This window comes from Streptomyces sp. NPDC045026 (assembly GCF_056432625.1).
On sequence record NZ_JBWKIS010000021.1, the window covers coordinates 29102 to 54745 of the forward strand.

A 25644-nucleotide genomic window follows, 5' to 3' on the forward strand; every position below is an offset into this window, starting at 1 on the left:
CAGTGCTCAGTGCTCAGTGCTCCGTGCTTCCTGCTCGGTGTTCGGCTCTCAGTTCTTCGGGGTGCCGTTGTAGAGCGAGCGCGACCAGGCGTAGCCCAGTACGGCGAGACCCACGCACCAGCCCACGGCCAGCCACCCGTTGTTGCCGATCTCGGTGCCGAGCAGCAGTCCGCGCAGGGTCTCGATGGCCGGGGTGAACGGCTGGTACTCGGCGATCGGCTGGAACCAGCCCGGCATCGCGTCGACCGGCACGAAGGCGCTGGACAGGAGTGGCAGGACCATCAGCGGCATGGCGTTGTTGCTGGCCGCCTCGGCGTTCGGGCTGGACAGGCCCATCCCGACCGCGATCCAGGTGAGCGCCAGGGAGACGAGGGCCAGCAGTCCGAGCGCCAGGATCCACTCCAGGGCGGTCGCGTCTGTGGAGCGGAAGCCGATCGCCACGGCGACGGCCCCGACGAGCACGACGCTCATCACGCACTGCAGGACGCTGCCGATGACATGCCCGATGAGCACCGACCCGCGGTGGATCGCCATCGTGCGGAAGCGGGCGATGATGCCCTCGGTCATGTCCATGGAGACGGACACCGCACTGCCGATCGTGGTGCCGCCGATGGTCAGCATCAGGATGCCCGGGACGAGATACGCGATGTACGCGGAGCGGTCCGCGTGACCGCCGCCGATGCCCGCGCTCATCACGTCGCCGAAGATGTAGACGAAGAGCAGCAGCAGGACGACGGGCGTGAGCAGCAGATTCAGCGTCATGGAGGGGTAGCGCCGCGCGTGCAGGAGGTTGCGGCGCAGCATCGTGGACGAGTCGCGCACGGCGAGGGACAGGGAGCTCATCGGTCAGCCTCCTTGGGCTGGGTCGGCAGGTTGGGGACGCCGGCGCCGCCGGTCAGGGCGAAGAACACGTCGTCGAGGTCGGGGGTGTGCACCGTCAGCTCGTCCGCCTCGATGCCCAGCGAGTCGAGCCAGTCGAGGATGGAGCGCAGCTCGCGCTGGCTGCCGTCGCTGGGGAGTTGCAGCGTGAGGGCCTCGTCGTCCCCGTGTGCCTCGCGCAGCGAGACGGCGGCGGACCGGTAGGCGCCCGGGTCGGTGAAACGGAGCCGGATGTGGCCGCCGGGGATGAGCCGCTTGAGCTCCTCGGCGGTGCCTTCGGCGGCGATCTTGCCGTCGTTGAGCACGGCGATGCGGTCGGCGAGTTCGTCGGCCTCGTCCAGGTACTGCGTGGTGAGGAAGACGGTGACTCCGTCGGAGACCAACTCGCGGATGATGCCCCACATGTTGTGCCGGGCGCGCGGGTCGAGGCCGGTGGTCGGCTCGTCGAGGAAGATGATCCGCGGGCTGCCGACGAGCGTCATGGCGATGTCGAGGCGGCGCTTCATGCCGCCGGAGTAGGTGGAGGCGGGCTTCTTCGCCGCCTCGCTCAGGTCGAAGCGCTCCAGGAGGTCGGCGGCGACGCGCCGCCCCTCGCGCTTGGGCAGGTGGTGCAGGTCCGCCATGAGGAGCATGTTCTCCTCGCCGGTGATCAGCCCGTCGACGGCGGAGAACTGGCCGGTGACGCCGATCGCGGCGCGTACGCCGTCGGGCGCAGTGGCGACGTCGTGGCCCGCGACCTGGGCCTGGCCGCCGTCGGCCGAGATGAGCGTGGACAGGATCTTGACGGCGGTGGTCTTGCCGGCGCCGTTCGGCCCGAGCAGGGCGAACACCGAGCCGGTCGGGATGTGCAGGTCGATGCCGTCGAGGACGGTCTTGTCGCCGTACGACTTGCGCAGGTCGACGGCGGAGACGGCGGCGGGCGGCTGCTGGTCGATGCCCAGCTTGGGCGTGGGCATGACAGACGAAGGCATGGGGCCCTCCATTCGAAGGCGTGGTGAGCGGCGAAGTGGTGAGCGGTGAAGTGGTGTGTGGCGTAAGGGGCTTCGGGCGGGTCAGGCCCGGGCGCGGCGGATGTCGATGTTGCCGAACTTGGTCCGGGCGCGGACCTCGACGGTTTCCTCGCTCTTCTCCGGGCTGTCGGACGCGGTGAGCGTGTTGCGCACCTGCCCGTTGCCCGAGCCGGCGTCGAGCCAGGCGGCCGTGCCCTCGCGGATGCCGACGTCGATGGCGCCGTAGGAGGTCTCCAGCTGGACGGTGCCGCGGGCCACGTCGCCCACGCGCAGGGTGCCGTGGGCGGTGGTCGCGGTGACCGAGCTCTCGGCGCGCCGGATGTCGATGTCGCCGTTGGCGCCGCTCACCCGCAGATCGCCGATCGCGGTGCCGACGGTCGTGGAGCCGTGCGAGTTCTTCAGGACGGCCGGGCCGTCCACGACACCGACGCGCAGGCTGCCGGAGCTGGTGGTGATCTCGGCCAGGCCCTCGACGTGGTCCACAGTGATCGAGCCGTGCGACGCGGTCAGCTGGAGCGGGCCCGTCACGTCCAGGCGGACGTCACCCGACGACGTCTTCACGCGGACCTCGCCGAGCCGGCCCTCGCCGAGCACCTGGGTCCAGGAGCCGGTCGTGTCGATGTGGGAGCCGGTGGGCAGTTCGACCGTCACGTCGACGCTGCCGGTGGGACCGACGAGGTAGCGCCCCTTGGGCGTCCGGATGGTCAGCACGCCGTTCGCGTACGTGACCTCGGTCTGCTCGGCGACCCGCACGTCCTTGTCCTTCTTCGGGTCGCGGGGCCGCAGCTCGACGACCGTGTCGAGGCGGTCGCTCGCGGAGAACTGGATGGAACCGGCGGCCACGTTTGCGGTGACCGAGATCGGCTGGGGAGTGTCGAAAGAAGGCATGGCTGTCCCGTCCTCTTGGGTCTCAGGGTGAAATTCCGGGTGAATTCGGGCGGGCTGGGTGCGCGGCTAGCGCACCCAGCCCGTGAAGCTCTGTCCGACGCTGCGGGTGGTGCGGGTGGCCTGGGGGCTTCCCGGCGCACGTGACGGGGTGCCGCCGTCGACCGCGGCCGACACGGCTCGTACCAGCCACGCGTTGACCGAAAGGCCCTCGCGGCTCGCGGCGTCCTCTGCGCGCGCCTTGAGGTGGGCGGGCAGGCGCAGGTTGACGCGGGCGGTGCCGCCGTCGTCTCCGTCGGCCGGGGCCGGGGCCGGCGCCTTGAGCGGCTCGGCCGGCCCGCTCCTGTCCTCGTACGCCTCGTCGCCCGCCGGCCGTGTCACCACGAAGTCGGGGTCGAGTCCGCGCAGTCGTACGTCGACCGAGCCCGGGGCGAGTTCGCGGGTGATCTCGCCCATCGCGGCGGAGAGCACGTTGAGCATCGTCAGGCGGGTCGCCGACTCCAGGGGAGCGGTGAGCCGCTCGGCCAGCTCGCGGGCTTCTTCGCCGCCGGCTTCGGCGGCCACCGCGAGTTCGCGGCGGAGGTTGTCGACATACGGCGTGAGGTCCATGACGTCATAGTGGCACCATGGTGGTGCCATGCGCAAGCGCATGGGGGGATTGAATGCGGGTCGGGGGTGAGGTGGCCTTTCTGACCTGCGGAAACGTGCCGAGATTGGGCTGCGTCAATGCGGTGCCATGTGGCGTCTCGGCCGCTCTGACGTCTCTGGTGGTGCCATGTGGTGCCATGTGGTGCCTCGTGGCGCCACGCGGCGCGTCGTGGTGTCACCGTGACCGACCCGCGCGGATCCTTGGCCTCAACTCTGGGTGGATCACCCGGTGGAGGGCGCCCGGCGATAGGTCGTCCAGTGGCAGGTCGCCGGGTCGGTCGCTCCGTGACGCACCGAACAATCGAGCCGCCTGGACAAAAAAAGTTGTCGGTGGGACGATGGAGTCATGTTGGACGTCACCGTGATCGAGGACCCGGCGGCAGCCGCGGTCTCCCTCGACCCGATCAGGGCCCGGCTGCTCGCGGAGCTGGCCGCAGGACCCGCATCCGCCGCGATGCTCGCCCCCAAGGTCGGCCTGCCGCGCCAGAAGGTGAACTACCACCTCAAGGCGCTGGAGAAGCACGGCCTGGTCGAGCTGGCGGGGGAGCGGCGCAAGGGCAATGTCACCGAGCGCCTGATGCGGGCCACGGCCGCCTCGTACGTGATCTCACCGGTCGCGCTCGGCGCCGTGCAGCCCGACCCGGACCGGGCCCGCGACCAGCTCTCCGCCCGCTGGCTGCTCGCCGTCGCCGCACGGCTCGTACAGGACGTGGGAGCGCTGCTGACCGGGGCCGCCAAGGCGAAGAAGCGCCTGGCCACCTATGCGCTCGACGGCGAGGTGAGGTTCGCGTCCGCCGCGGACCGGGCCGCGTTCATCGAGGAGCTGACCCAAGGGGTCGGCGCGCTCGTCCGCAAATACCACGACGGATCCGCGGAGGGCGGCCGCGACCACCGCGTGGTGATCGCCGTGCATCCCACGGTGAAGGACCCGCAGCCCCGACCGCCCCTCGAAGACCGACCGCACTGAGACCGACCGCACCAAGGAGTTACCGCCATGACGAACGAACCCAGGGAATTCGAGATCGCCCGCGAGTTCGAGGTCGACGCCACCCCCGAGCAGGTCTGGGAGGCGCTCACCTCGGGCACCGGCGGCTGGCTGTGGCCGATGGAGTACGAGCCGAAGGAGGGCGGCCGGGGCCCGCACGGCGCCACGATCACCGCCTGGGACCCCGAGCACCGGCTCACCGCCCGCTCGGACAACCCGGACGCGCTGCCCCCGTTCCAGACCCTCAACCAGCTGGACCACGTCATCGAGGCCCGCGACGGCGGCCGCCGCGCCTGGGTCCGCTACGTCCACAGCGGAATCTTCACCGACAACTGGGACGACTACTACGACGGCGCCGACAAGCACACCGACTTCTACCTGCACACGCTGCGCCAGTACCTGACGCACTTCGCGGGCCGCCCCGTCGCCTTCTCCATGTTCGACGGTCCCGCCGCTTCGGCGAACCCCGAGGCCCTCGCCGCCGTCGGCCGCGCCCTCGGCCTGCCCGACGACGCCGTCGAGGGCACCGAGCTGCGGGTCCAGGGCCCCGGCGGCGAGACCCTGGAAGCCGTACTCGACTACCGCAATCCGTACTTCATCGGCCTGCGCACCGACGACGCCCTGTACCGCGTCTTCGGCCGTGGCCGCTGGGGCGCGCCCGTCGGCATCGTCGTCCACGACTTCGCGCCGGACGCCGACGCCGCGCAGGACGAGGCGGCCTGGCGCGCCTGGCTGGACGGGGTCTTCGCCTGACCGACCCCGCCCGCCGGACGGCCCGCAGGTGCTGCGTACGGAACCGCAAGGGCTACGCACAGACCCGCAGGTGCTACGGACGGAACCGCAGCACCTGCGGGTCATGGTCGCTGATCTGGTCGTTGAACTCGCTGTTGATGTGCACGCTGTCGTACGCGAAGTCGTCGTGCCGGATCGACGGGCTGATCAGGATCTGGTCGAGGACCTGGCTGTTGCCCTGGTAGTCGTACGTGTAACGCTCGCTCCTCGGCAGGGACTTGATCGCCGACCACAGGGCGCCGCCGTCCTCCAGGCGCTGCGCCGTGCCGGAGAACTCGAAGTCGTTGATGTCGCCGAGCGTGACGACGTCGGCGTTCTTCTGCGCCTTGAGGATCTCCTTCACGAAGCCGTTCACCGCGTTCGCCTGCGCGTGGCGCTGGGTCTCCGAGCTGCGCGCCGGCGGCTGGTACTGGGCCGTCAGGCCCTGGTCGCCGCCCTTGGACGCGAAGTGGTTGGCGATCACGAACACGGTCTTCCCGCGGAAGACGAACTCGCCCGCGAGCGGCTTGCGGCTGTTCTTCCACGCCTCGTCGGCCGGGGCGATCCGGCCCGGGGACGCGGTCAGCGCGGCCCGCCCGTGCGTCCGTGTCACGCCCACCGGCGTCGTGGAGTCGCCGCCCGCGCGGTCGGTGAACGAGACGCGCTCGGGGTTGAAGAGGAACACCTGGCGGATGTTGCCGCCGGGCTCGCCGCCGTCCTGGTCGTTGACCGGGTCGACGGAGCGCCAGTCGTACTTCGGGCCGCCCGCGGCGACGATCGCGTCGATCAGCTTGTTCACCGTGACGTCCGCGGCGACCGTGCCGTCGTCCTTCGCGCCGTTGTTGTCCTGGATCTCCTCCAGGGACACGACGTCGGGCGACTGCAGGTGATCGACGATCGCGGCCGCGTGCGCGGCGAAGGTGCCGTCGCCCGGGTCCAGGTTCTCGACGTTGTACGTGGCCACGGCCAGCTCGCCGCGCTTCTGCTGCCGCGTCGTCTCCCGCTCGATGCCCCCCTTGCCCAGGGTGCCGAGCTCCCGCGCGACCAGCGTGTAACCGCCGAACTGGTTGTAGTCCAGGGGCCCTTCGGTCCGTCCCGCCAGGGTGTCCCCGACGTTCGCGGCGGGGAAGTCGGCGACCGTGCCGAGCGACTGGATCTGCAGACGGCCCGTGTTCTGGGACCCGTACGAGCCGTAGACGGTGCCGCCGCGGCGCGTCGGGTTCTCGTGCGGCTTGACCGTCACCCACAGCTCGGCGTACGCGTCGGAGGCGGTGACGACGCGGGAGGAGCCGACGCGTACGTTCATGCCCTCCAGGGACTCGTAGAGGTCGAGGGCGTACTTCGACGGGCGCAGCGGCAGGGCGTTGACCGAGCCGTTCGCCGCCGGGTCGCCGGCCGGGGCGTACGCGGCGGGGACCGACTTCGCGTCGATGACCGTGGCGGCCGGGAGCGCGTTGCCCGACGAGACGACCGTGACCGTCGGCTTGGTGATCTCCGTGACGGACTGGTTGCCCGACGAGGCGCCGCCGGGGACGTACTCCGAGACCGTGCCCGAGACCGTCACCGCGTCACCGGCGGTGGCCTTCGGGGCCGAGCTGGTGAAGACGAACACGCCCTCGCTCGTGGCAGGGTCGGCGTCGGGCGCCGTGTCCTGGATCCAGAAGCCCTTGGACGAGCCGTACGTTCTGACGCCCGTGACCACCCCGGCCACGTCCGTGACCTGTTTCCCGGCCAGCGGGGACGTCCGGGTCGCGCCCTGGATGTCATGGATGCGTATCGCGTCCGCGTGTGCGGGCGAGGTCAGGACGACGGCGGAGACGGTGGAGCAGACGGCGGCGACGGTCAGCGCGGCGAGGCGCGACGAGTTCTTGCTCGGCAAGGGGTCCCTCCGGGGACGTGCGTGAGGCGCCGGGACGAGGGTGGAGCGAGTGGTCGCTCCGTACTCTTCTACGCGCGTAAATGTCTTGTGGAGCAAGGGGAGTTGTCAAGGTTTCACCGGTGTACGGTTTCTGACGGGTACATGAACCGGGCGGCATGATGGCAAATCCGTCTAGGCTGAGCGGTCGCACAACACGTCCGGAGGAGAACAAGGCGATGTCAGACAGCTCCCCCCTGCCGCCGGCGAGGCTGCACTCCGAAGCGGAGCTCGCGCGGGACGCCCTCGCCACCCCGCTGCTCTCCCGCGCGGTCCGGCTCGCCCGCTGGGCGGGACCCGCGACCCGGGTCGGCGCGGGCGGCGAACTCGTCGAGGAACAGCTGCCCGCCGCGGCGCTCGAACTCGGGCTCGGCGCGGACTCCGACGGGGCCGCGGACGCGAGCGAGGCCTGGCGGGTCGCCGTCGACACCGGACTCGTGGAGATCGTGGACGAGGAGGAGGGCACCGTCGCCGCGGGCGAGGACCTCGCCGTCGTCACCTCCGGCAGCCCGCAGGACATCCTCGGCCTCTGGCTCGGCGCCCTGGACACCGCGCTCGCCGACGCGAGCATCCCGGACATCGAGGACATGGACCACCTCGTCGACGTCCTGGAGGAGACCGGCGAGGTCGACTTCTCGCAGCTCGACTGGGACCCCGAGGCGGAGGCCGAGTTCCTCGAAGGCGTCCTCGGCAACCTCTATCTCCTGACCGTCACCGAGGGCGGCGCCGGCGACGAACCCGTCCCGCTGCCCGCCCTCGCCGCGTCGATGATCGTGCCCGACGACATGGGCGAGCCCACGGACGACGTCCTGGAGCAGGTGTCGGACGCGATGCTGAAGCTGGACGACCAGTTCCGGCTGCTCACCCCGGTGGGGCTCGTCGAGTTCCAGCCGGTCGACGAGGCGCTGATGGCGGAGATCGAGGAAGGCGACGGGATTTCCGAGCCCGACACCTTCGACGACTCGGACGTCACGCGGTACGGCATGGTGCGGCTCACCCCGCTCGGGCTCTACGGCGTTCGCGCGCGCATGATCGACGCGGGCCTCGACGCGCCCGTCGTCGGCGACCTCGCGGACAAGGGCGCCGACACGCTGCTCGACGGCACGTCGTCCTTCCCGCAGGCCGCCGCGCAGGCCGAGATCGAGCAGTGGCTCGCACAGCGCGAACAGCTCGCGGCGGCACGGGAGTTGCTGGCCGCGGCGCGCGGCGCGGACGCCGGGGCGCCGCTGCGGCGGCTGCGCTGCCAGCAGGCGCTGTCCCTGGTGGGCCGCGAGGCGGAGCCGGCGCTCAGGGAGGTGCTCGACGACGCGGAGCTGGGCGGTCTCGCGCGGGTCTGGCTCGCCGAGCACGGGGCGAGCGACGTACCCGCGCCGCCGGAGTCCCTGATCTTCTGGCTCACCGTCGACACGATCGCCGCGCAGCTCGCCCTGGAGGGCAACTCCGACGAGCTCCAGGGCCTGGTCGAGGGGCTCGCGGCCCAGCACCGCGGGTTCTTCGCGGCGGCGTGGAAGGTGGACCACCCGGCGACGGCGGACGTGCTGGAGGCGATGGGCCGCCTGCACCCCGACAAGAAGGTGGCCAAGGAGGCCCGCAAGGCGGCGTTCAAGGCGAGGTCCGCGCAGGGCGGATAGCGACGGCGGGGCAGTGAGGGGGCGGGGCGCGCGGGCGCCCCGCCCCCTTCGCGTACCGCCTCTCCGCACCCACCCGGCCACCGGGCCCGCCGATGACCGTGAACGTGTTCGCTCTGCCTGCGTCGTACGGAGTTCAGCCCCCGTTCAGGCATGGCAGGGAACGTGTGGCCGAAACGCCAACAGCGCCAGCTCCACCGCCACCGTCACCGCCACCCGGTCACAGGAGACACCATGTCGCTCACCCGCAGGGACTTCACGAGACGCTCCGCCGCCACCGGCGCGGGCATCGCCCTGACCGGCACCGTCGGCGCGCTCGCCACCGCTCCCGGTGCGCTGGCGGCCGAAGGCGAACATGAGGACATCGCGCACACCGAGGGCCACGAAGGTCACGAGGACCACGACGGGCACCACCACGGTGTCGGCTACGGCCCGCTCGTGGACGACCCGAAGGGCCTGCTCGCGCTGCCCGCCGGATTCTCGTACCGCGTCATCACGTACACCGGAAAGACGACGCTGGAGTCCGGTGAGTCGACGCCGTCGAACCACGACGGCACCGCCACCTTCGACGGTCCCCGCGGTACCACGCTGCTCGTCAACAACCACGAGATCGGCGGCGCCCGCACCAAGGCGAAATACCCGGTCCCGCTGGCCGAGGGCCTCGTCTACGACCCGGCCGCCGCCGGCGGCTGCACCGTCGTCGAGGTCCGCCGCGACGGACACGTCGCCGAGTGGGTCGGCATCGCCGGCACCGCCACCAACTGCGCGGGCGGACGCACCCCTTGGGACACCTGGCTGACCTGCGAGGAGACCGAGGACAAGGCCGGCGCCAACGGCATGACCAAGGACCACGGCTACGTCTTCGAGGTCGATCCCGCGGACAGCCGCGCGAACCGCGCGCCCAAGCCGGTCAAGGCCTTCGGCCGGTACGCCCACGAGGCCGTCGTCATCGACCCCAAGCGCGGCCACGCCTACCTCACCGAGGACGCGGCGGGCCCCAACGGCCTGCTCTACCGCTGGACCCCGCCCAAGGGCTTCCAGCACGGCCGAGGCAAGCTGCGCACGCTCGCCGACGACGCGGGCGTCCTCCAGGCCACCAAGTGCTTCGACTCCGGCGGCCGCTTCGTCGACGACCTGTCGCGTGCCACGCGGATCGGCACGGTCTACGGCGTGGACTGGATCGACGTGTCCGACCGCGACGCCAGGACGGTCTCCGTGCGCAAGCAGTTCGCCGAGGGTGAGGTCACCCGCGCCCGCAAGCTCGAAGGCATGTGGTGGGCCGACGGCGGCACGTACATCGTCTCCTCGTTCGCCCGTGAGGAGAGCCCCGTCCAGCACGACGGACAGGTCTGGTTCTACGACCCCAAGCGCCGCACCCTGACGCTCAAGGTCCTCCTCGGCGTGAACGCGGACCCCTCCAAGGACGGCGCCTTCGACGGTCCGGACAACATCACGGTCTCCCCGTACGGCGGCCTCGTCATCGCCGAGGACGGCAACGGCATCCAGCACCTGTTCGGCGCGACCGACAGCGGACGCACGTACCCGATCGCGCGCAACGAGCTGAACATCGGCAGCGAAGAGGAGCCGGAGTACAGCGAGTTCACCGGCGTCACCTTCTCGCCCGACGGCCGGACCCTCTACGCGAACATCCAGACCCCGGGCATCATGCTCGCCATCACGGGGCCCTGGAAGCGGCAGCGCTCGAACTGATCACGCTCCACCCGAAGCGGCTGACGGCTGACCTCCGGCCGACGGCTGACGACCGTCTTCCGGCCGACGCGCACGCACCTGCCGTGCGCGTCGGCCGCGGTCGTCCCCGGATCAGTCCTGTTCCTGTTCCTGCTCCTCCGCCACCAGCCGCTCCGCGAGCGACTCCTCGTGGACGTGGATGAGGGCCGCGACCTCCTCCTGCTCCCACCAGGGGTACGGCGTAGCCCGCGCGACGCACCACGCCAGGACCTCGGGAACGGTCGGACGGGCGTAGGGGGACTTGGCCAGGCAGCCGCCGAGGAACGCCTGCCACTCCTGGTCCGGTACGCCGACGAGATCCGGCTCCTCGTGCAGCGTGCGGTGGATGACGTGCGGGGCGTTGCCCGCGCCGTGCGGATTGCGGCCCGTCGCGCAGAGGCCGAGCAGCGCGCCGAGCGCGAACACGTCCGCGGGGGCGCCGGCCGGGACTGCGTGGGTGATCTGCTCGGGCGCCATGAAGCCCGGGGAGCCGGCCGGTTCGCCGGACGTCCCGTGGCCCGGGACCGCCGCCTTCGCGACGCCGAAGTCGATGACCTTGGGCCCGGTGGCCGTCACGACGACGTTCGCCGGCTTGAGATCGCCGTGCACGAGCCCCGTCGCATGGATCGCCGTGAGCGCCGCCGCGAGCGAGGCGCCGATCGCGCCCAGGGCACCCGGGTCCGGCAGACCGAGCGCCGCCACCGCCTCCGACAGCGAGGGGCCCACGCAGAACTCGGCCGCGAGCCAGGGCACCGCCGCCTCGGGGTCGGCATCGAGGACGACCGCCGTGAAGGGCCCCCGCACGGCCCGCGCCGCCTCGGTCTCCCACCGGTACCGCGCCCTGAACAGCGGCTCGGCAGCGAGAGATTCCCGCACCGCCTTGACCACCACGACCTGGCCCGCGGGGGAGCGCGCCAGGTGGGCGGTCCCCGTGCCGCCGTCGCCGAGCTGACTGACGAGGCGGTAACCCGCGAGACGCACCATGGAACGGCATCCTCCTGTACGGCTTCGAACAGCGGTACCGCGGCTCGCCGCCGGCGGCCAGGGAGACCCGGAAGACCCGGGCCGCGAGAACCGCCGACGATCACTGCGACGCAAGGCCGGCACCCGGGGGTTCCCGCGAAGACTATTGGTATCTAACATTTCAGTTCATGGCGGCCATCCGAAGGGTGCAGCGCACCCTCCTGAAAGACCAGGCCTGTACGGCGATCCGTGACGCCATCGTCGGCGGGGACATCGCGCCGGGCGCGGTCGTACGTGACGCGGATCTCGCCGAACTCCTCGGCCTGTCCCGCGCGCCCGTCCGCGCGGCGTTCTCGCGGCTCGTGGACGAGGGGCTCCTGGAGACCAAACCGCAGAGCCACACCCGGGTGACCCCCCTGGTGGCGGCCGACGTACGGGACGCGGCCGCCGTCGTGCGCGCCATGCACGAGCTCGCCGTCCGCACCGCCGTGCCCCGCCTCACCCGGGCCGACACCGACGCGATGCGCGAGGCCAACGGGCGGTTCGCGGCGGCCGTCGCGGCCGGTGACGTGGACGCGGCCCTGCGTGCGGACGACGAGCTGCACGGCGTCCTGGTCCGCGTCTCGGGCAACCGTGCCGCGGCCGGCACCATCGCCCGCTACACGCCGCTCATCCGCCGCCTGGAGCGGCGCCGCTTCGGCCAGGGCGCCGCGTGCGGCTCCGCCGAGCCGCACGCCCGCCTCATCGACGCCTGCGCCGCGGGGGACGTGGCGGCCGCGGTACGGATCACGACGGAGATCTGGCGCGTACTGGAGGAACTGGCCGACGACGAGGCGTAGCCGGCCGGCGCGCAAGGCGGGCCCCGCACCCGCGGCCCCGAACCGACCGAACCGACTGAATCGACCGAATCAATCGAATCGACCGAACCGACCCCGGGAGGTCCCGTGACGATCGACGCGTACGAGCGCTATCCCCTGCTCTTCGGCCCCTCACCCGTGCACCCGCTGGACCGGCTCACCGCCGACCTCGGCGGGGCCGCGCTCTGGGCCAAGCGGGAGGACTGCAACTCCGGGATCGCGTACGGCGGGAACAAGACCCGCAAGCTGGAGTACCTCGTCGCGGACGCGCTCGCGCAGGGCTGCGACACGCTCGTGTCGATCGGCGGGGTGCAGTCGAACCACACCCGCCAGGTCGCGGCCGTCGCGGCCCGGACGGGCCTCAAGTGCGTTCTCGTGCAGGAGAGTTGGGTGGAGTGGCCGGACTCCGTCTACGACAAGGTCGGCAACATCCTCATCTCCCGGCTCGCGGGCGCGGAGGTGCGTCTGGTGCGGGCCGGGTTCGGCATCGGCGTCAAGGAGAGCTGGGAGCAGGCCGTGCGCGAGGTGGAGGAGGCGGGCGGCCGCCCGTACGCGATCCCGGCCGGCTGCTCCGAACACCGCCTCGGCGGCCTGGGGTTCGCCCGGTGGGCTCACGAACTGGCCGATCAGGAACATGAGTTGGGCGTCTTCTTCGACACCGTCGTCGTCTGCTCGGTCACCGGGTCGACCCAGGCGGGGATGATCGCGGGGTGCGCGGCGCTCGTCGAGTCCGGCGGCCGTCCCCGGCGCATCCTCGGCATCGACGCCTCCGCCGAACCGGCCCGCACCCGCGAACAGATCCTGCGGATCGCCCGGGGCACGGCCCGGCTCATCGGCGTACGGAGGGAGCTGACGCAGGACGAGGTCGAGCTCGACGAGCGGTACCACGCGGGGACGTACGGCGTCCCCGACGAGGCCACGCTCGACGCGATGCGACGGGCGGCCCGCACGGAGGGCATGGTGACCGATCCCGTGTACGAGGGAAAGTCGATGGCCGGGATGATCGACCTGGTCGCCCGGGGCGAGATCGGCCCCGACGCGACCGTCCTGTACGCCCACCTCGGCGGCCAGCCCGCCCTGAACGCGTACAGCGCGCTTTTCCAGTGATCTGCGTCGCTGCGAAAAGCCCGTGCCGGAGGGGCTCAGGCGCAGGTGAGCGCAGGTCGCGAGGGGTGCTTCACGGACATCGTCACCGAAGTGTGAGCACGTAGGCGTGGTGTCCGCGGGGGCGCGGGGCGCATACTCATTGAATGACAAGGCCCCCCAGTACGCGCCGCCACCTTCCGGGCAGCCCCTTCAACGTTCCGGCAAAGCCCGCTCCGCCGGTAGAGCAGTTCGCCGTGGGCGACCGCGTTTCCCATGATCAGTACGGCCTCGGCAGGATCATCGGGGTCGAGGGCGACGAAGCCGTGCTCATCGACTTCGCCGGGCAGCAGGGCCGATTCCTGAGCCCGTTCTCCAAGCTGTCCAAGCTCTGACGTATCCGACGCTTCGGACCCGGCGCCCTGGATTCGGGGGTCGTGTCCACGGTTTCGGAGGCTGACGCCAAGAGGCGGTCGGCAACACGGGTTTCCGTGCCGCCGACCGCCTCTGTCCTGTCCGCCCGTCACCCCTCGTGACGCGCCGGATCCCGGCGGCAACCCCTCGCTCGCATGAGCGAGGGACTGCGCGCCTCGGTGCGCCCGCGCGTCAGGCCGTTCTCGGAGTGCCTGCGCGTCACGTCGTTCGCTCTCAGAGTGCCTGTGCCGCCGACTTGACCATGCCGCGTACCGTCCGCGACTTCACGAAGTCGCCCATGGCCGTCATGTCCCACTCGCCGGAGAACTGGCGGACGAGCTTCGCCATCATCACGCCCGTCTGCGCCTCCGCGTTCGTCAGGTCGAAGCGGACCAGCTCCTCGCCCGTCGCCGCGTCGATGAGACGGCAGTACGCCTTGGCGACCTCGGTGAACTTCTGGCCCGAGAACGAGTTCACCGTGAACACCAGGCCCGTCACCTCCTGCGGGATCCGGCCCAGGTCGACGACGATGACCTCGTCGTCCCCGCCGCCCTCGCCCGTGAGGTTGTCGCCGGAGTGCTTGATCGCGCCGTTCACGATCGAGAGCTTGCCGAAGTAGCAGCTGTCCACGTGGTTGCGCTGGGGGCCGAAGGCGATGACCGACGCGTCCAGGTCGATGTTCTTGCCGCGGAAGGCGGGCTCCCAGCCGAGACCCATCTTGACCTGCGAGAGCAGCGGCTGCCCGCCCTTGACGAGAGACACCGTCTGGTTCTTCTGGAGGCTGACGCGGCCCTTGTCCAGATTGATCTTCCCGGCGCCCGGCGCGGGTGCGGCGGGCGCCGCTGCCGGGGCCGCGGCGGCCGGGGCGGGCGGTGCCACGCGCGGGTCGACCGGGGGAGTGGTCGGCGCGGGCATGGCCTGCACGGGCTGTGCGGGCTGTACAGGCGCGTGCTGTGCCGGAGCGGGGGCCGGTGCCGGGGCGGCGGGCTCCTCGACGCTCACGCCGAAGTCCGTGGCGATGCCCGCCAGACCGTTCGCATAGCCCTGGCCCACCGCGCGGGCCTTCCACGCGCCGTTGCGGAGGTAGATCTCGACGATCACCAGGGCCGTCTCGGTGCCGAGCTGCGGCGGCGTGAACGTGGCCAGCACGGAGCCGTCGTCGACACCCCGGATCGTGGCCGTGGGCTCGATGCCCTGGAAGGTCTGGCCCGCCGCGTCCGGGCTCGCGGTGACGACGATCTTCTCGATGCCCGGCGGCACGGCGGCCGTGTCCACCACGATCGCGTCCGGTGCCGTGCCGCCGCCGGAGCGGTAGGCCACGCCCGGGCCCGAGGGCTGGTTGTAGAAGATGAAGTCGTCGTCGGAACGCACCTTGCCGTCGGCGGTGAGCAGCAGGCCCGAGACGTCGAGCCGCACCGGGGCGGCGACGTCCACCGCCACGCGGGCGGTGGACAGCGGGATGTTCGAGCCGGGGGTCATAGCGGTCATGCCGGGGTAACGAGCGATACGGCTTTGCCGTTCCCTTACCTGCCGACGACTTCGCACCGATGGCTCACGGCACCACCACGATCTTGCGTCCCACGCCCGACGCGAACTGGTCGAGCGCCTGCGGATACGCGTCGAGCGGCAGCCGGTCGCTGATGAACACGTCCGGGTCGAGGACACCTGCCGCGAACAGTTCGGCGGCCCGCTCGTAGCTGTGCAGGACGGCCATCGAGCCGGTGATGGTGATCTCCTGGTTGTAGATCCGGTACGGGTCGATGGACACGCGCGTCGCGTAGTCCGCGACGCCGAACTGGAGGAACGTTCCGGCCTTCGAGACCCGCTCCAGACCGTCCTGGATCGCGCCCGCGTTGCCCGTCGCGTCGATGACGACGTCCCAGCCCTGCGGCCGGTCCAGCTCGTCCGCGTTCGCCCCGGACCCCGAGACGCCCAGCTTCCGGGCGGTGGCGAGCCGGTCCGCGTTGAGGTCCACGACGTCCACGCTCGCGGCGCCGGTCCGCTTGGCGAGCTCCAGCATCATCAGGCCCATCGTCCCGGAGCCGTAGATCAGCACGTGCGAGCCGAGGCGCGAGTTCAGCACGTCGTAGCCGCGCACGGCGCACGACAGGGGCTCGATGAGGGCCGCGTCCTGGGTGCGGACGTGCTCCGGGAGGCGTACGCAGTTGGCCACGGGCGCGACGGCGTACTGGGCCGCGCCGCCGGCGGTGGTGACGCCGATCGCGGCCCACCGCTCGCAGAGGTTGTTGTGGCCCGAGCGGCAGTAGCGGCACTCGTGGCAGTACAGGGAAGGGTCGACGGCGACGCGGTCGCCGACCGACAGTTCGCGGACGTCACGCCCGAGGCCGACGACCACGCCCGCGAACTCATGGCCGGGGACCACCGGCAGGGTCGGCGCGAACTCGCCCTGGAGGATGTGCAGATCGGTGCCGCACAGCCCGCACGCCGCGACCTCCACGACGACGTCACGTGGTCCTGGCGTGGGGTCGGGGACCTCCGTGACCACTGCCTTGCCGACGGACTCGATGACGGCGGCCTTCATTTCACAGCTCCCAACGACAGGCCCTGGACCAGTTTGTCCTGGGCGGCGAATCCCGCGGCGAGTACCGGCAGGGAGACAACGAGGGACGCGGCACACACCTTCGCCAGGAACAGGCCCTGGCTCGTGATGAAGCCGGTCAGGAAGACGGGCGCGGTCTGGGCGACGACACCGCTGAGCACGCGCGCGAAGAGGAGTTCGTTCCAGCTGAAGATGAAGCAGATCAGCGCGGTCGCGGCGATGCCCGGCATGGCGATGGGGGCCACCACGCGCGCGAGGAGGGTCGGCAGGCGCGCCCCGTCGATCCGCGCGGCCTCGATGACCGCGATCGGGACCTCGGCGAGGAACGACTGCATCATCCACACCGCGATCGGCAGATTCATCGACGTGTAGAGGATGACCAGGAGCCAGATGTTGTCGAGCATCCCGGCGTTCTTGGCGAACAGGTAGATCGGCAGGAGGCCCGCCACGACGGGGAGCATCTTCGTCGACAGGAAGAAGAACAGGACGTCGGTCCACTTCTTCACGGGCCGGATCGACAGTGCGTACGCGGCCGGCAGGGCCAGGACCAGGACGAACAGGGTCGAGGCGAGCGACGCCACCGTCGAGTTGACGAGCGCGGGCCACGGGCTCGGGCCGCCCGCCGTGCCGAAGAAGTCGCGGTAGCCGTCGAGGGTGAGGGAGGCCGCGAACGAGGGCGGGTTGGTGGCGGCGTTCTCCTCCGAGTGGAAGGACGTCAGCACCATCCAGGCGATGGGCAGGAAGAACAGGATGCCGGCGAGCCAGGCGACGAGCCCGAGCCCTTTGACACGCGGTAGACGGAGATTCATGCGCGGGACGCCTCCTCACGGAACAGCGACGACACCACGCGCAGCGCGAACGTCGCGATGATGATCGAGCCGATGACGACCAGGACGCCGGCGGCCGACGCGAGGCCGTTCTCGTGGGCCTGGTAGAAGCTCTGGTAGACGGTGTACGGCAGGTTGGCGGTGCCGAGGCCGCCCGAGGTGATCGTGAAGACGGCGTCGAAGTTCTGCACGATGTACACCGAGCCGAGCAGGGCGCCCAGTTCGAGGTAGCGGCGCAGGTGGGGCAGCGTCAGATACCGGAAGACCTGCCAGTTGCCGGCGCCGTCCATGCGGGCCGCCTCGATGAGTTCGGGGGAGCGGGACTGGAGGCCCGCGAGCAGGATCAGCATCATGAACGGCGTCCACTGCCACACCAGGGCCGTCTCGACGGCGAGCAGCGGGGTGTTGGAGATCCAGTCGGGCTGGGGGCCGCCGACGTAGTGCAGCAGGCCGTTGAGGAGCCCGTACTCGGGGTTGTACAGGACGTGCTTCCACAGCAGCGCGGCGGCGACGGGGACCAGCAGGAACGGTGCGATGAGGAGCGTGCGCACGAGGCCCCGGCCGCGGAACTTCCGGTCGAGGAGCAGCGCGAGGCCGAGTCCGACGACCAGGCTCACGATGACGACCGTCGCGGTCAGCAGGATCGTCGTCAGGACGGACTTGCGCAGGTCCGCATCGGTGAGCACGTCGCTGTAGTTGGCGAACCAGGCGAAGTGCCGGGCGTCCGGATACAGGGCGTTCCAGTCGAAGAACGAGATCACCAGCGTCGCCACGAAGGGCAGCTGGGTCACCACGATCATGAACACGAGTGCGGGCAGGAGCGGGGCCCTGGTGGCCCAGGCGCGCAGCCGGCCGGGGGTTTTGGCGGTGCCCACGCGCGCGTGGGCGACGGGAACGGTCGTGGTCGCGGTCATCGTCCCTCGTACTCCTTCGCGATCTCGTCGGCGAGCTTCTGGGACTTCCTCAGGGCCGTGTCGACCGACTGGCGACCGGCGATGGCCGCGCTGATCTCCTGCGAGACCTTGGTGCCGAGATCGGTGAACTCGGGGATGCCGACGAACTGGATGCCGGGCGCGGGCCGCGGCTGGACGCCCGGGTCGCGGGGGCGCGCCCCTTCGATGGCCGCGCGCATGACGTCCTGGAAGGCGCCGGCCTCCTTGCGGTACTCGGGGTTGGCGTAGGTCGAGGCACGCTTGCCGGCCGGCACGTTCGACCAGCCGATCTCCTTGCCGACCAGGTTCTCGTAGCCCTTGCCGGACGCCCAGGAGACGAACTTCCACGCCTTGTCGGGGTTGCGCGAGGCGTTCTGCACGCCCCAGGCCCAGGTGTAGAGCCAGCCCGAGCTCCCGGTCTTCTCGACCGGCGCGGGTACATAGCCGATCTTGCCCTTGACCGGGGACTTCGCGGCTTCGAGCGAACCGGCGGCGGCCGTGGCGTCGTACCACATGGCGGTCTTGCCCTGGGTGAGGTTGTTGAGGCACTCCGCGTAGCCGGACTGGGCCGCTCCGGACTCGCCGTGCTTGCGGACGAGGTCCACGTAGAAGCGGGTCGCCTTCTCGAATCCGGGCGAGATGAGCTGCGCCTTCCAGTTCTTGTCGAACCAGGTGCCCCCGAAGGTGTTCACCACCGTCGTCAGCGGCGCCATGAGCTCGCCCCAGCCGGGCAGACCGCGCAGGCAGATGCCCTTCATCCCGGGCTCGGCGCCGTCCGCCTTCGCGGCGAGGTCGGCGACCTGCTGCCAGGTGGGGTGCGCGGGCATGCGCAGGCCCTTCTTCGCGAAGACGTCCTTGCGGTACATGAGGAAGGACGACTCGCCGTAGAACGGCTGGCCGTATAGCTTGCCGTCGTCCCCGGTGAGCGACTCTCGCATCGGCTTCAGGATGTCCCGCTCGTCGTACGCGGTGTCCTTGCGCGCGTACGAACCCAGCTCGTGCAGCCAGCCGTTGCGGGCGTAGATCGGGATCTCGTAGTTGCTCAGGGTCGCGACGTCGTACTGGCCCGCCTGGTTGGCGAAGTCCTGGCTGATCTTGTCGCGGACGTCGTTCTCCGGCAGGACGGTGAAGTTGACCTTGATGCCCGTCTCCTTGGTGAAGTGCGCGGCGGTCAGCTTCTGCAGCTCGGTCATCTGCGGGTTGTTCACCATCAGGACGTTGATGGAGTCACCGCCCGAGCCGGTCCCGCCGGCACCGGCCCAGCAGCCGGAGAGCAGTGGGGTGAGCAGCGTCCCTGCGGCGGCCGCAGCGCACAGCGCGCGCGGCCTCCGTCGGCTCTGGGTTCGCATGAATGCTCCTGAACGTGTGAGGCAAATGGGGAGAAAGCGGGAGGAAAGGGGTACGCCTGGGTGTGCGGAACCCGTCGGAGTACGCAGGCAGGGGGTGTCAGACGCGGATGACCTGGGGCCCCTGCAACGCATAGCGGTGAGCCTCGGACGCGGGCAGCAGCAGGCTGGTCACGATCGCCTCCATCGAGGAGACCGTCGCGAACCGGCAGAAGCTGACCGCGCCGAACTTGGTGTGCACGCCCGCGAACACGGTGCGCCTCGACGCCCGCACGGCCTGCGCCTTGACCTCGCTGACCGCGGGGTCGGGCGTGGTCAGGCCGTGTTCACGCGAGATGCCGTTGGCGCCGATGTACGCCAGGTCGATCACGAACCCGGCGAGCATCTTCGTCGTCCAGTGGTCGACCGTGGCGAGGGTGCCGGACCGCACCCTGCCGCCGAGCAGCAGCACCGTCATGTTGTCCGCCTCCGCGAGCGCCCCCGCCGTGGCCAGCGACGCGGTGACCACGGTGAGCGGCCGGTCCCGCGGCAGGGCCTCGGCGATGAGCTGGGGCGTGAACCCCTCGTCGACGAAGACGGTCTCCGCGTCCCCGAGCAGCTCGGCCGCCGCGGCGGCGATCCGGCGCTTCTCCGGGACGTGCATGGTGGTGCGGAAGGCGAGCGTCGTCTCGAACCCGGCGCTCTCCACGGGATAGGCGCCGCCGTGCGTGCGCCGCACCAGCCCGTGGTCCTCCAGGGCCCGCAGGTCGCGCCGCACGGTCTCCTTCGCGACGCCCAGTTCGGCCGCGAGCACGGTGACGTCGACGGAGCCGGTGCGGCGTGCGGCGCGCACGATCTCCCGCTGGCGTTCCTCCGCGCTCATGCTGTGCACCTCTCTGTGCGGGTCCTTGCTGTGCGGTCCGGGCTGTGCAGCCCAGGTTGTGCAGTCCGGGCCGTGCAGTCCGGACTTGTGCGGTCCGGGTTGTGCGGCTCTGCCCGGTGTCCGGTTCCGCCGCCCGTTCGGGCCCTGCGATGACTCTGGGAAATTTGTACAGCGGGCCCGCGGCCGTGACCAGGTTCGTTACCGGTCCGATGCTGCCCGTCTGTGCCCGTTCGCACCGGCGTCTGCCCGCCGCGGACCTGGGGCGGCACGCGTAAGCGGGCACGGCGATGCCCGTTCGGGGGACCGCGGCCGCCCGTTCGCTGCCCGCCTGCCGCGTTCGCTTTGCGTCAAGGAGTGCCGAGAAGGCGTCAACAGCGCGTCATCGGCGGGGCCGGAGAGGGGCCCGGTGGGCATAACGTCACTGCCGGAGCGCCCTTTCCTCGGACGGCGCTCTCTCGTCATCACCCAGGAGCAGCCGTGAACGACCGCATCGAAGCCGACGACGCCGAGCCCTGCGAACCCACCCCGGTCGGACCTCTGTTCGTCCCCGTCCGGCCGGGACCCGGGACCTGCGCGACCCGCCTCTTCCGCACCGCGCTCGGCGGCCGCACCGCTGTCGCATTCACCAGCGAGCGCCTCCTCGTCGACGTGCTCGGCCCTCAGCAGCCGTGGATCAGGCTCGCCGAACCCGCCCTGCGGGCCCTCACCGGACCCGTGGGCGTCACCGAGCTCACCGTCGACCCGCACCCGGCGGCCGCGACCGCCGGCCGCCGCGGCTGAGGGGCCGGTCCACATGGCCGTCACCACCGTCGCCACCACCATCCCCGCGCAGTCGCCCGACGATCTCTCCGTCTGGCCCGCCACCACCGTCCGGGGCCCGCACGGCGACCCGACCGTCTCCGGGGTCGAACTCCTCGACGTGGCCGAGCAGTTCGGCACCCCCGTCCATGTACTCGACGAGACGGACGTGCGTGAACGCTGCCGTGCCTACCGCAGCGCCTTCCCCAACGCCGACGTCCTCTACGCGGCCAAGGCCTTCCTGTGCCGCGCGATGGTCCACTGGGTCCACGAGGAGGGCCTCGGGCTCGACGTGTGCTCGGCGGGCGAGCTGGAACTCGCCGTCATCGCCGGCCTGCCGCCCGAGCGGATCGTCTTCCACGGCCACGCCAAGAGGCCCGACGACCTGCGCGCGGCCCTGCGGCAGGGCGTGGGCCGCATCGTCGTCGACTCGACCTCCGAGATCGCCCGCCTCGCCGCGTACGTCCCCCGGGGCACCCGGCAGCGCGTCATGGCGCGCGTCGTGCCGGGCGTCGCCGCGGGCGGGCACGCCGCGATCCGCACCGGGACGGACGACCAGAAGTCCGGCCTGTCCATCGCCGACGGCTCCGCGATGCACGCCGTGACACGCCTCGTCGAGCAGCCGGGGCTCGAACTGACCGGACTGCACTGCCACATCGGCTCGCAGATCGACACCGTGAAGCCGTACGTCGTCGCCGTGCGCCACCTCGTCGGCCTGATGGCCCGCATCCGGGACCGGCACGGGATCACGCTGCCCGAACTCGACATCGGCGGCGGCCACGCGGTCGCCCACCGGCCCGGCGAGCACCCGCTGGACGTGCCGGAGCTGGCCCGCCGCGTGCGCCGCGAACTCGCCGACGCCTGCGCGCAGTCGGACCTTCCCGTGCCGCGCCTCGCCGTCGAGCCGGGCCGGGCCGTCGTCGCCCGCGCGGGTGTAGCCCTGTACCGGGTGCTCGCGGTGAAGCGCACCGGCGCCCGCGTCTTCGTCGCCGTCGACGGCGGCATGAGCGACAACCCGAGGCCGGCGCTCTACGGCGTCCGTTACGCGCCCCGCCTGGTCGGCAGGCGTTCCACGGCGGCCACGCGCCCCGTGACGGTCGTCGGCCGGCACTGCGAGGCGGGCGACGTGCTCGCCTCGGACGTGCCGCTGCCCGACGACGTAAGGCCCGGGGACCTCCTTGCCGTGCCCGTGGCGGGTGCCTACCACCTGTCGATGGCGTCCGGCTACGACCTGGTGGGACGGCCGCCCGTCGTCGCCGTGGCGGACGGGCGCGCCAGGCTCCTGGTGCGCCGCGAGTCGGCGGAGGACCTCAGGAGCCGCGACATAGGGCTGTGAACTGCCCCCTCAGTACGGCCAGATGGGCGGGTTCGTCACGAAGTGCCCGCCCATCCGCGTGTGGTCGGGGTTGGCCGGGTCCAGCTCACCGAACTCGGCGAGCAGCTTCTCGGCGTACTGCTCCGAGTCGTCCTGCGGCTCGTAACCGAGTGCCCGCGCCGAGGAGAGGTCCCACCACACGCGCGTGTTGTCGGACGAGCCGTAGACGACGGCGTGCCCGACGCCCTCGGCCCTGATCGCGGCGTCGAAGAGCCTCGCGCCGTCGCCCGGACTCAGCCACACGGACATCATCCGTACGTTCGTCGGCTCCATGAAGCACGAGCCGATGCGCACGGACACGGTCTCCTGGCCGAACTTGTCCCAGTAGAACTGCGCGAGGTCCTCGCCGAACGACTTGGACAGGCCGTAGTAGGTGTCGGGGCGGCGGGGCGTGTCGATGGGCACGCGCGGTTCGCCGTCCGTGGGGCGGGGCGTGTAGCCGATCGCGTGGTTCGACGAGGCGAACACGATGCGGCGCACGCCTTCCTCGCGCGCGGCCTCGTAGAGGTTGTAGAGCCCTTCGATGTTCGCCTTGAGGATCTTGTCGAAGGTGGACTCCAGGGAGATGCCCGCGAGATGGATGATCGCGTCGACGCCGCGCACGGCCTCGCGCAGGGCGTCCCGGTCCGCGAGATCGGCCGTGATCGCGTCCGGCTCGCCCTCGATCGGGCGGGCGTCGAGGAGGCGCAACTCGTAGCCGTAGGCCGGGAGCAGTCCGCGCATCAGGGTGCCGAGGCCGCCGGCGGCTCCGGTGAGCAGGACGGTGCGGGGAGCGGGCATGCGGGGGTCTCCTCGGATGGTCAGCCAGATGGCCGTATTCATGCACGGAATTCACAACCGTGGACACGCTAAAGATTGCCTCCGGGGGGAGTCAAGGCCCTCGCGGAGGCTCGAAATCCGTTGCCAGGATGCGAGTTTGCGTGCTTGACCCACGCCCCGGGGGCGGATTAGCGTGAGCGTGTTCAGAAATATAGACGCAAATCAGAACCGTGCACGCACAGGGAGAGCCCGTGACGTCAGCCCCTCTCGCCGCTCGACTCAGCATCCCCAGCGGGCCGCTGTTCTTCCCGGTCACCGCCTTCGGGCCCGACGGCACCCTCGACCTCGACACCTTCCGCACTCATGTGCGCCAGGGCGTCGAGGCCGGTGCCGCCGCCGTCTTCGCGTGCTGCGGAACGGGCGAGTTCCACGCCCTGACCCCCGAGGAGTTCCAGGCGTGCGTGGCCGCAGCCGTCGAGGAGACCGCGGGACGGGTGCCGGTCGTCGCGGGCGCCGGGTACGGCACGGCCCTCGCCGTGCGCTACGCGCGCCTCGCCGAGGAAGCCGGCGCCGACGGGCTCCTCGCGATGCCGCCCTACCTCGTGGTCGCCGGCCAGGAGGGCCTGCTGCGCCACTACTCGGAGCTGGCCGACGCGACCTCCCTGGAGATCATCGTCTACCAGCGCGACAACGCCGTGTTCACGCCGGCGACCGTCATCGCCCTCGCCCGCCACCCCAAGATCCTCGGCCTCAAGGACGGCCTCGGCGACCTCGACCTGCTCCAGCGCACCATCAGCGCCGTACGCGCCGAGGGGCTCACCGACTTCCTCTACTTCAACGGCCTGCCCACCGCCGAACTCACCGGCCTCGCCTACCGCGGCATCGGCGTCGGCCTCTACTCCTCCGCCGTGTTCTGCTTCGCCCCCGACATCGCCCTCGCCTTCCACACGGCCCTGCGCACCGGCGACGACACCACGGCCAACCGCCTCCTCGACGGCTTCTACCGGCCGCTCGTCGAACTCCGCAACGAAGGCCGCGGCTACGCCGTCTCCCTCGTCAAGGCCGGGGTCCGGCTCACCGGCCTCGACGTCGGCGAGGTCCGCCCGCCCCTGCACGAGCCCACCGACGAGCACGTCAAGCAGCTCGCCGCCATCGTCGAGCGCGGCCGCGCGCTCCTGGCGGAGACGGGGGACCAGGCGTGAGGGCGTCCGCCTTCGTCTACCCCTGGGACGTCAACGGCGACCCCGAAGCCGCCTGCCGCATCGCCGGCCTCGGCGTCCAGCAGGCCACCCTGGCCTCCGCCTACCACTCCACCCGCGCCCTGACGCCCCGTCACCCGCACCACCGCGTCGTCACGGCCGAACACGCCGCGGTCCTCTATCCGCCGGGCGGCCGCTGGCAGGGCCGGGACCTGCGGCCGTACGAGGCGGGGGACTGGGCGCCCGGCGACGCCTTCGGGCGGGCCGCCGAGGCGCTCGCGGGCGCCGGGCTCGACGTCCACACCTGGGTCGTCCTCGCCCACAACTCCCGCCTGGGCGCGGAGCATCCGCACACCTCCGTCGTCAACGCCTACGGCGACCGCTACCCGTGGGCCCCCTGCATCGCTCAGCCCGCCACGCGCGCGTACCTCGTCGACCTGGCGGCGGAGGCGGCCGTGCGGCCCGGCGCGCAGGGCACCGAACTCGAATCCCTCGGCTGGTACGGGCTCGCGCATCTGCACGCCCACGACAAGACCGCGGGCGTCGGCCTCGGCGACGCGGGCCAGTACCTGATGTCGCTCTGCTTCTGCCCCTCGTGCCGCGCCGGATACGGCCGGCAGGGCCTGGACGCCGAGGAGCTGGCGGGCGAAGTCCGGCGCGCGCTGGAACCCCTGTGGCGCGGGGACGGTACCCAGGACGGCGGCTGGGAGGCGATCGAGAAACTGCTCGGGGTGCGCGCGGCGGCGGGCACGCGCGCGTGGCGCGACGGTGTCGCCCGCACCCTCCAGGAGGACGCCGTCGCCGCGGTCCGCGCGCAGGCCCCGGACGGCTTCCGGATCCTGCTGCACGCCGACCCGGCGTCGTACCACTGCGGGGCGAACGCGGGCGTGGACCCGGCGCACATCCTCGCCGTCGCGGACGGCGTGGTCGTGCCGTGCACCGGCGGCCCCGGACTCATAGCCCCCTTCGCCGCCCAGGGCAGGGGAGTCGTGGCCGCCAACCTCACCGTGGTCGCCGGGATGGGCGGCAGCCCCGGCACGCTCGCCGCCGACGCCCGGCGCGCCGCCGGACTCGGCGCCGACGAACTGCGGCTCTATCACGCCGGGTTGGCTTCGGACAGTGATCTGGAGCTGATCGCGGAGGGCCTGTCGGACCTCGCCTGAAAGCGGTTACCATCCGCGCACCACAATCGACGCTTCCTACGGAGGGGACACGAGGTG

General features: G+C 71.4%; 24 protein-coding genes. 11 read left to right on the top strand and 13 right to left on the bottom strand.

Translation table 11 applies throughout. The features are described 5' to 3' along the window. Window positions 1-48 precede the first annotated feature (48 nt). The 4 genes from AC07EJ_RS32760 to AC07EJ_RS32775 form a co-directional block, all read right to left on the bottom strand. On the bottom strand, window positions 49-843 hold the full coding sequence (locus AC07EJ_RS32760; protein WP_389475400.1) for an ABC transporter permease: 795 nt from the start codon (window positions 841-843) through the stop codon (window positions 49-51). Then, window positions 840-1850 (bottom strand): ATP-binding cassette domain-containing protein, encoded by a 1011-nt coding sequence (locus tag AC07EJ_RS32765; protein ID WP_389475402.1) that lies wholly within the window; start codon window positions 1848-1850, stop codon window positions 840-842. Before AC07EJ_RS32765 ends, AC07EJ_RS32760 begins: the two co-directional genes overlap by 4 nt. 81 nt (window positions 1851-1931) lie before the next feature. After that, window positions 1932-2777 (bottom strand): DUF4097 family beta strand repeat-containing protein, encoded by an 846-nt coding sequence (locus tag AC07EJ_RS32770; protein ID WP_362908033.1) that lies wholly within the window; start codon window positions 2775-2777, stop codon window positions 1932-1934. 66 nt (window positions 2778-2843) lie between these two features. After that, window positions 2844-3383 (bottom strand): hypothetical protein, encoded by a 540-nt coding sequence (locus AC07EJ_RS32775; RefSeq protein WP_393585859.1) that lies wholly within the window; start codon window positions 3381-3383, stop codon window positions 2844-2846. Window positions 3384-3768: 385 nt separating this feature from the next. Between AC07EJ_RS32775 and AC07EJ_RS32780 the strand changes: the two genes are divergently transcribed. Continuing rightward, a complete protein-coding gene (locus AC07EJ_RS32780; protein ID WP_393585857.1) occupies window positions 3769-4389 on the top strand; it encodes an ArsR/SmtB family transcription factor in 621 nt (206 codons plus the stop codon). A 27-nt stretch (window positions 4390-4416) separates the two neighbouring features. After that, window positions 4417-5160: an SRPBCC family protein gene (locus tag AC07EJ_RS32785; protein WP_478885629.1), complete on the top strand. Its 744-nt coding sequence runs from the start codon at window positions 4417-4419 to the stop codon at window positions 5158-5160. A gap of 73 nt (window positions 5161-5233) precedes the next feature. Here AC07EJ_RS32785 and AC07EJ_RS32790 read toward each other — a convergent pair whose 3' ends face one another. Then, a complete protein-coding gene (locus AC07EJ_RS32790; RefSeq protein WP_389475410.1) occupies window positions 5234-7057 on the bottom strand; it encodes an endonuclease/exonuclease/phosphatase family protein in 1824 nt (607 codons plus the stop codon). Window positions 7058-7272: 215 nt separating this feature from the next. On the opposite strand from AC07EJ_RS32790, the gene AC07EJ_RS32795 reads away from it, so the two are divergent. Together AC07EJ_RS32795 and AC07EJ_RS32800 are read left to right on the top strand one after the other, a co-directional pair. Further along, window positions 7273-8724, top strand: coding sequence for a hypothetical protein (locus AC07EJ_RS32795; protein WP_389475412.1), 1452 nt, complete (start codon window positions 7273-7275; stop codon window positions 8722-8724). Window positions 8725-8955: 231 nt separating this feature from the next. Beyond that, window positions 8956-10431, top strand: a complete 1476-nt coding sequence (locus AC07EJ_RS32800; protein ID WP_393585850.1) for an alkaline phosphatase PhoX — start codon at window positions 8956-8958, stop codon at window positions 10429-10431. A gap of 111 nt (window positions 10432-10542) precedes the next feature. Here AC07EJ_RS32800 and AC07EJ_RS32805 read toward each other — a convergent pair whose 3' ends face one another. Next, window positions 10543-11433 carry a serine/threonine-protein kinase gene (locus tag AC07EJ_RS32805; protein WP_478885630.1) on the bottom strand — a complete coding sequence of 297 codons (891 nt, stop codon included), beginning with the start codon at window positions 11431-11433 and terminating at the stop codon, window positions 10543-10545. Between the two features lie 167 nt (window positions 11434-11600). Between AC07EJ_RS32805 and AC07EJ_RS32810 the strand changes: the two genes are divergently transcribed. From AC07EJ_RS32810 to AC07EJ_RS32820, 3 genes are all read left to right on the top strand, one after another. After that, window positions 11601-12251: a GntR family transcriptional regulator gene (locus AC07EJ_RS32810; protein WP_389475418.1), complete on the top strand. Its 651-nt coding sequence runs from the start codon at window positions 11601-11603 to the stop codon at window positions 12249-12251. A 105-nt stretch (window positions 12252-12356) separates the two neighbouring features. Next, window positions 12357-13376, top strand: coding sequence for a 1-aminocyclopropane-1-carboxylate deaminase (locus AC07EJ_RS32815; RefSeq protein WP_478885631.1), 1020 nt, complete (start codon window positions 12357-12359; stop codon window positions 13374-13376). A 143-nt stretch (window positions 13377-13519) separates the two neighbouring features. Next, window positions 13520-13747, top strand: coding sequence for a CarD family transcriptional regulator (locus tag AC07EJ_RS32820; protein ID WP_116502770.1), 228 nt, complete (start codon window positions 13520-13522; stop codon window positions 13745-13747). 253 nt (window positions 13748-14000) lie between these two features. Here the strand turns inward: AC07EJ_RS32820 and AC07EJ_RS32825 are convergent, their stop codons facing one another. From AC07EJ_RS32825 to AC07EJ_RS32850, 6 genes are all read right to left on the bottom strand, one after another. Beyond that, window positions 14001-15245, bottom strand: coding sequence for a TerD family protein (locus AC07EJ_RS32825; RefSeq protein WP_389475660.1), 1245 nt, complete (start codon window positions 15243-15245; stop codon window positions 14001-14003). A gap of 73 nt (window positions 15246-15318) precedes the next feature. Next, window positions 15319-16308, bottom strand: coding sequence for a zinc-dependent alcohol dehydrogenase family protein (locus tag AC07EJ_RS32830; RefSeq protein ID WP_389475423.1), 990 nt, complete (start codon window positions 16306-16308; stop codon window positions 15319-15321). Then, window positions 16305-17135: a carbohydrate ABC transporter permease gene (locus tag AC07EJ_RS32835; protein WP_383886223.1), complete on the bottom strand. Its 831-nt coding sequence runs from the start codon at window positions 17133-17135 to the stop codon at window positions 16305-16307. The genes AC07EJ_RS32830 and AC07EJ_RS32835 overlap by 4 nt, the downstream gene beginning before the upstream one ends. Then, window positions 17132-18067 (bottom strand): carbohydrate ABC transporter permease, encoded by a 936-nt coding sequence (locus AC07EJ_RS32840; protein ID WP_362908043.1) that lies wholly within the window; start codon window positions 18065-18067, stop codon window positions 17132-17134. Before AC07EJ_RS32840 ends, AC07EJ_RS32835 begins: the two co-directional genes overlap by 4 nt. Continuing rightward, a complete protein-coding gene (locus AC07EJ_RS32845; RefSeq protein WP_478885632.1) occupies window positions 18064-19434 on the bottom strand; it encodes an ABC transporter substrate-binding protein in 1371 nt (456 codons plus the stop codon). Before AC07EJ_RS32845 ends, AC07EJ_RS32840 begins: the two co-directional genes overlap by 4 nt. A 97-nt stretch (window positions 19435-19531) precedes the next feature. Further along, the gene (locus tag AC07EJ_RS32850) at window positions 19532-20293 is read right to left on the bottom strand and encodes a DeoR/GlpR family DNA-binding transcription regulator (protein WP_478885633.1); all 762 of its coding nucleotides are present in this window, start codon (window positions 20291-20293) and stop codon (window positions 19532-19534) included. Window positions 20294-20770: 477 nt separating this feature from the next. Here AC07EJ_RS32850 and AC07EJ_RS32855 point away from each other — a divergent pair, with 477 nt between their 5' ends. Both AC07EJ_RS32855 and lysA read left to right on the top strand, forming a co-directional pair. After that, window positions 20771-21073 (top strand): SAV_915 family protein, encoded by a 303-nt coding sequence (locus AC07EJ_RS32855; RefSeq protein ID WP_389475430.1) that lies wholly within the window; start codon window positions 20771-20773, stop codon window positions 21071-21073. A gap of 13 nt (window positions 21074-21086) precedes the next feature. Continuing rightward, the gene (gene lysA / locus AC07EJ_RS32860) at window positions 21087-22427 is read left to right on the top strand and encodes a diaminopimelate decarboxylase (RefSeq protein WP_478885634.1); all 1341 of its coding nucleotides are present in this window, start codon (window positions 21087-21089) and stop codon (window positions 22425-22427) included. Between the two features lie 9 nt (window positions 22428-22436). On the opposite strand, the gene AC07EJ_RS32865 is transcribed toward lysA, so the two are convergent. Further along, entirely contained in the window at window positions 22437-23246 is an 810-nt protein-coding gene (locus AC07EJ_RS32865) for an NAD-dependent epimerase/dehydratase family protein (RefSeq protein WP_389475435.1), read from the bottom strand. Between the two features lie 230 nt (window positions 23247-23476). On the opposite strand from AC07EJ_RS32865, the gene AC07EJ_RS32870 reads away from it, so the two are divergent. Next, entirely contained in the window at window positions 23477-24427 is a 951-nt protein-coding gene (locus AC07EJ_RS32870; protein ID WP_389475437.1) for a 5-dehydro-4-deoxyglucarate dehydratase, read from the top strand. Beyond that, the gene (locus AC07EJ_RS32875) at window positions 24424-25587 is read left to right on the top strand and encodes a hypothetical protein (RefSeq protein WP_389475439.1); all 1164 of its coding nucleotides are present in this window, start codon (window positions 24424-24426) and stop codon (window positions 25585-25587) included. Before AC07EJ_RS32870 ends, AC07EJ_RS32875 begins: the two co-directional genes overlap by 4 nt. The last annotated feature ends 57 nt before the right edge of the window (window positions 25588-25644 follow it).

Bases quoted from the DNA above. Each gene is read 5' to 3' on its own strand.
- AC07EJ_RS32785 (WP_478885629.1), top strand. From the start codon at position 4,417: ATGACGAACGAACCCAGGGAATTCGAGATCGCCCGCGAGTTCGAGGTC.
- AC07EJ_RS32760 (WP_389475400.1), bottom strand. From the start codon at position 843: ATGAGCTCCCTGTCCCTCGCCGTGCGCGACTCGTCCACGATGCTGCGC.
- AC07EJ_RS32825 (WP_389475660.1), bottom strand. From the start codon at position 15,245: ATGACCCCCGGCTCGAACATCCCGCTGTCCACCGCCCGCGTGGCGGTG.
- AC07EJ_RS32840 (WP_362908043.1), bottom strand. From the start codon at position 18,067: ATGACCGCGACCACGACCGTTCCCGTCGCCCACGCGCGCGTGGGCACC.
- AC07EJ_RS32850 (WP_478885633.1), bottom strand. From the start codon at position 20,293: ATGAGCGCGGAGGAACGCCAGCGGGAGATCGTGCGCGCCGCACGCCGC.
- AC07EJ_RS32845 (WP_478885632.1), bottom strand. From the start codon at position 19,434: ATGCGAACCCAGAGCCGACGGAGGCCGCGCGCGCTGTGCGCTGCGGCC.
- AC07EJ_RS32810 (WP_389475418.1), top strand. From the start codon at position 11,601: ATGGCGGCCATCCGAAGGGTGCAGCGCACCCTCCTGAAAGACCAGGCC.
- lysA (WP_478885634.1), top strand. From the start codon at position 21,087: ATGGCCGTCACCACCGTCGCCACCACCATCCCCGCGCAGTCGCCCGAC.
- AC07EJ_RS32795 (WP_389475412.1), top strand. From the start codon at position 7,273: ATGTCAGACAGCTCCCCCCTGCCGCCGGCGAGGCTGCACTCCGAAGCG.
- AC07EJ_RS32770 (WP_362908033.1), bottom strand. From the start codon at position 2,777: ATGCCTTCTTTCGACACTCCCCAGCCGATCTCGGTCACCGCAAACGTG.
- AC07EJ_RS32865 (WP_389475435.1), bottom strand. From the start codon at position 23,246: ATGCCCGCTCCCCGCACCGTCCTGCTCACCGGAGCCGCCGGCGGCCTC.
- AC07EJ_RS32775 (WP_393585859.1), bottom strand. From the start codon at position 3,383: ATGGACCTCACGCCGTATGTCGACAACCTCCGCCGCGAACTCGCGGTG.
- AC07EJ_RS32805 (WP_478885630.1), bottom strand. From the start codon at position 11,433: ATGGTGCGTCTCGCGGGTTACCGCCTCGTCAGTCAGCTCGGCGACGGC.
- AC07EJ_RS32800 (WP_393585850.1), top strand. From the start codon at position 8,956: ATGTCGCTCACCCGCAGGGACTTCACGAGACGCTCCGCCGCCACCGGC.
- AC07EJ_RS32780 (WP_393585857.1), top strand. From the start codon at position 3,769: ATGTTGGACGTCACCGTGATCGAGGACCCGGCGGCAGCCGCGGTCTCC.
- AC07EJ_RS32830 (WP_389475423.1), bottom strand. From the start codon at position 16,308: ATGAAGGCCGCCGTCATCGAGTCCGTCGGCAAGGCAGTGGTCACGGAG.
- AC07EJ_RS32765 (WP_389475402.1), bottom strand. From the start codon at position 1,850: ATGCCTTCGTCTGTCATGCCCACGCCCAAGCTGGGCATCGACCAGCAG.
- AC07EJ_RS32835 (WP_383886223.1), bottom strand. From the start codon at position 17,135: ATGAATCTCCGTCTACCGCGTGTCAAAGGGCTCGGGCTCGTCGCCTGG.
- AC07EJ_RS32820 (WP_116502770.1), top strand. From the start codon at position 13,520: ATGACAAGGCCCCCCAGTACGCGCCGCCACCTTCCGGGCAGCCCCTTC.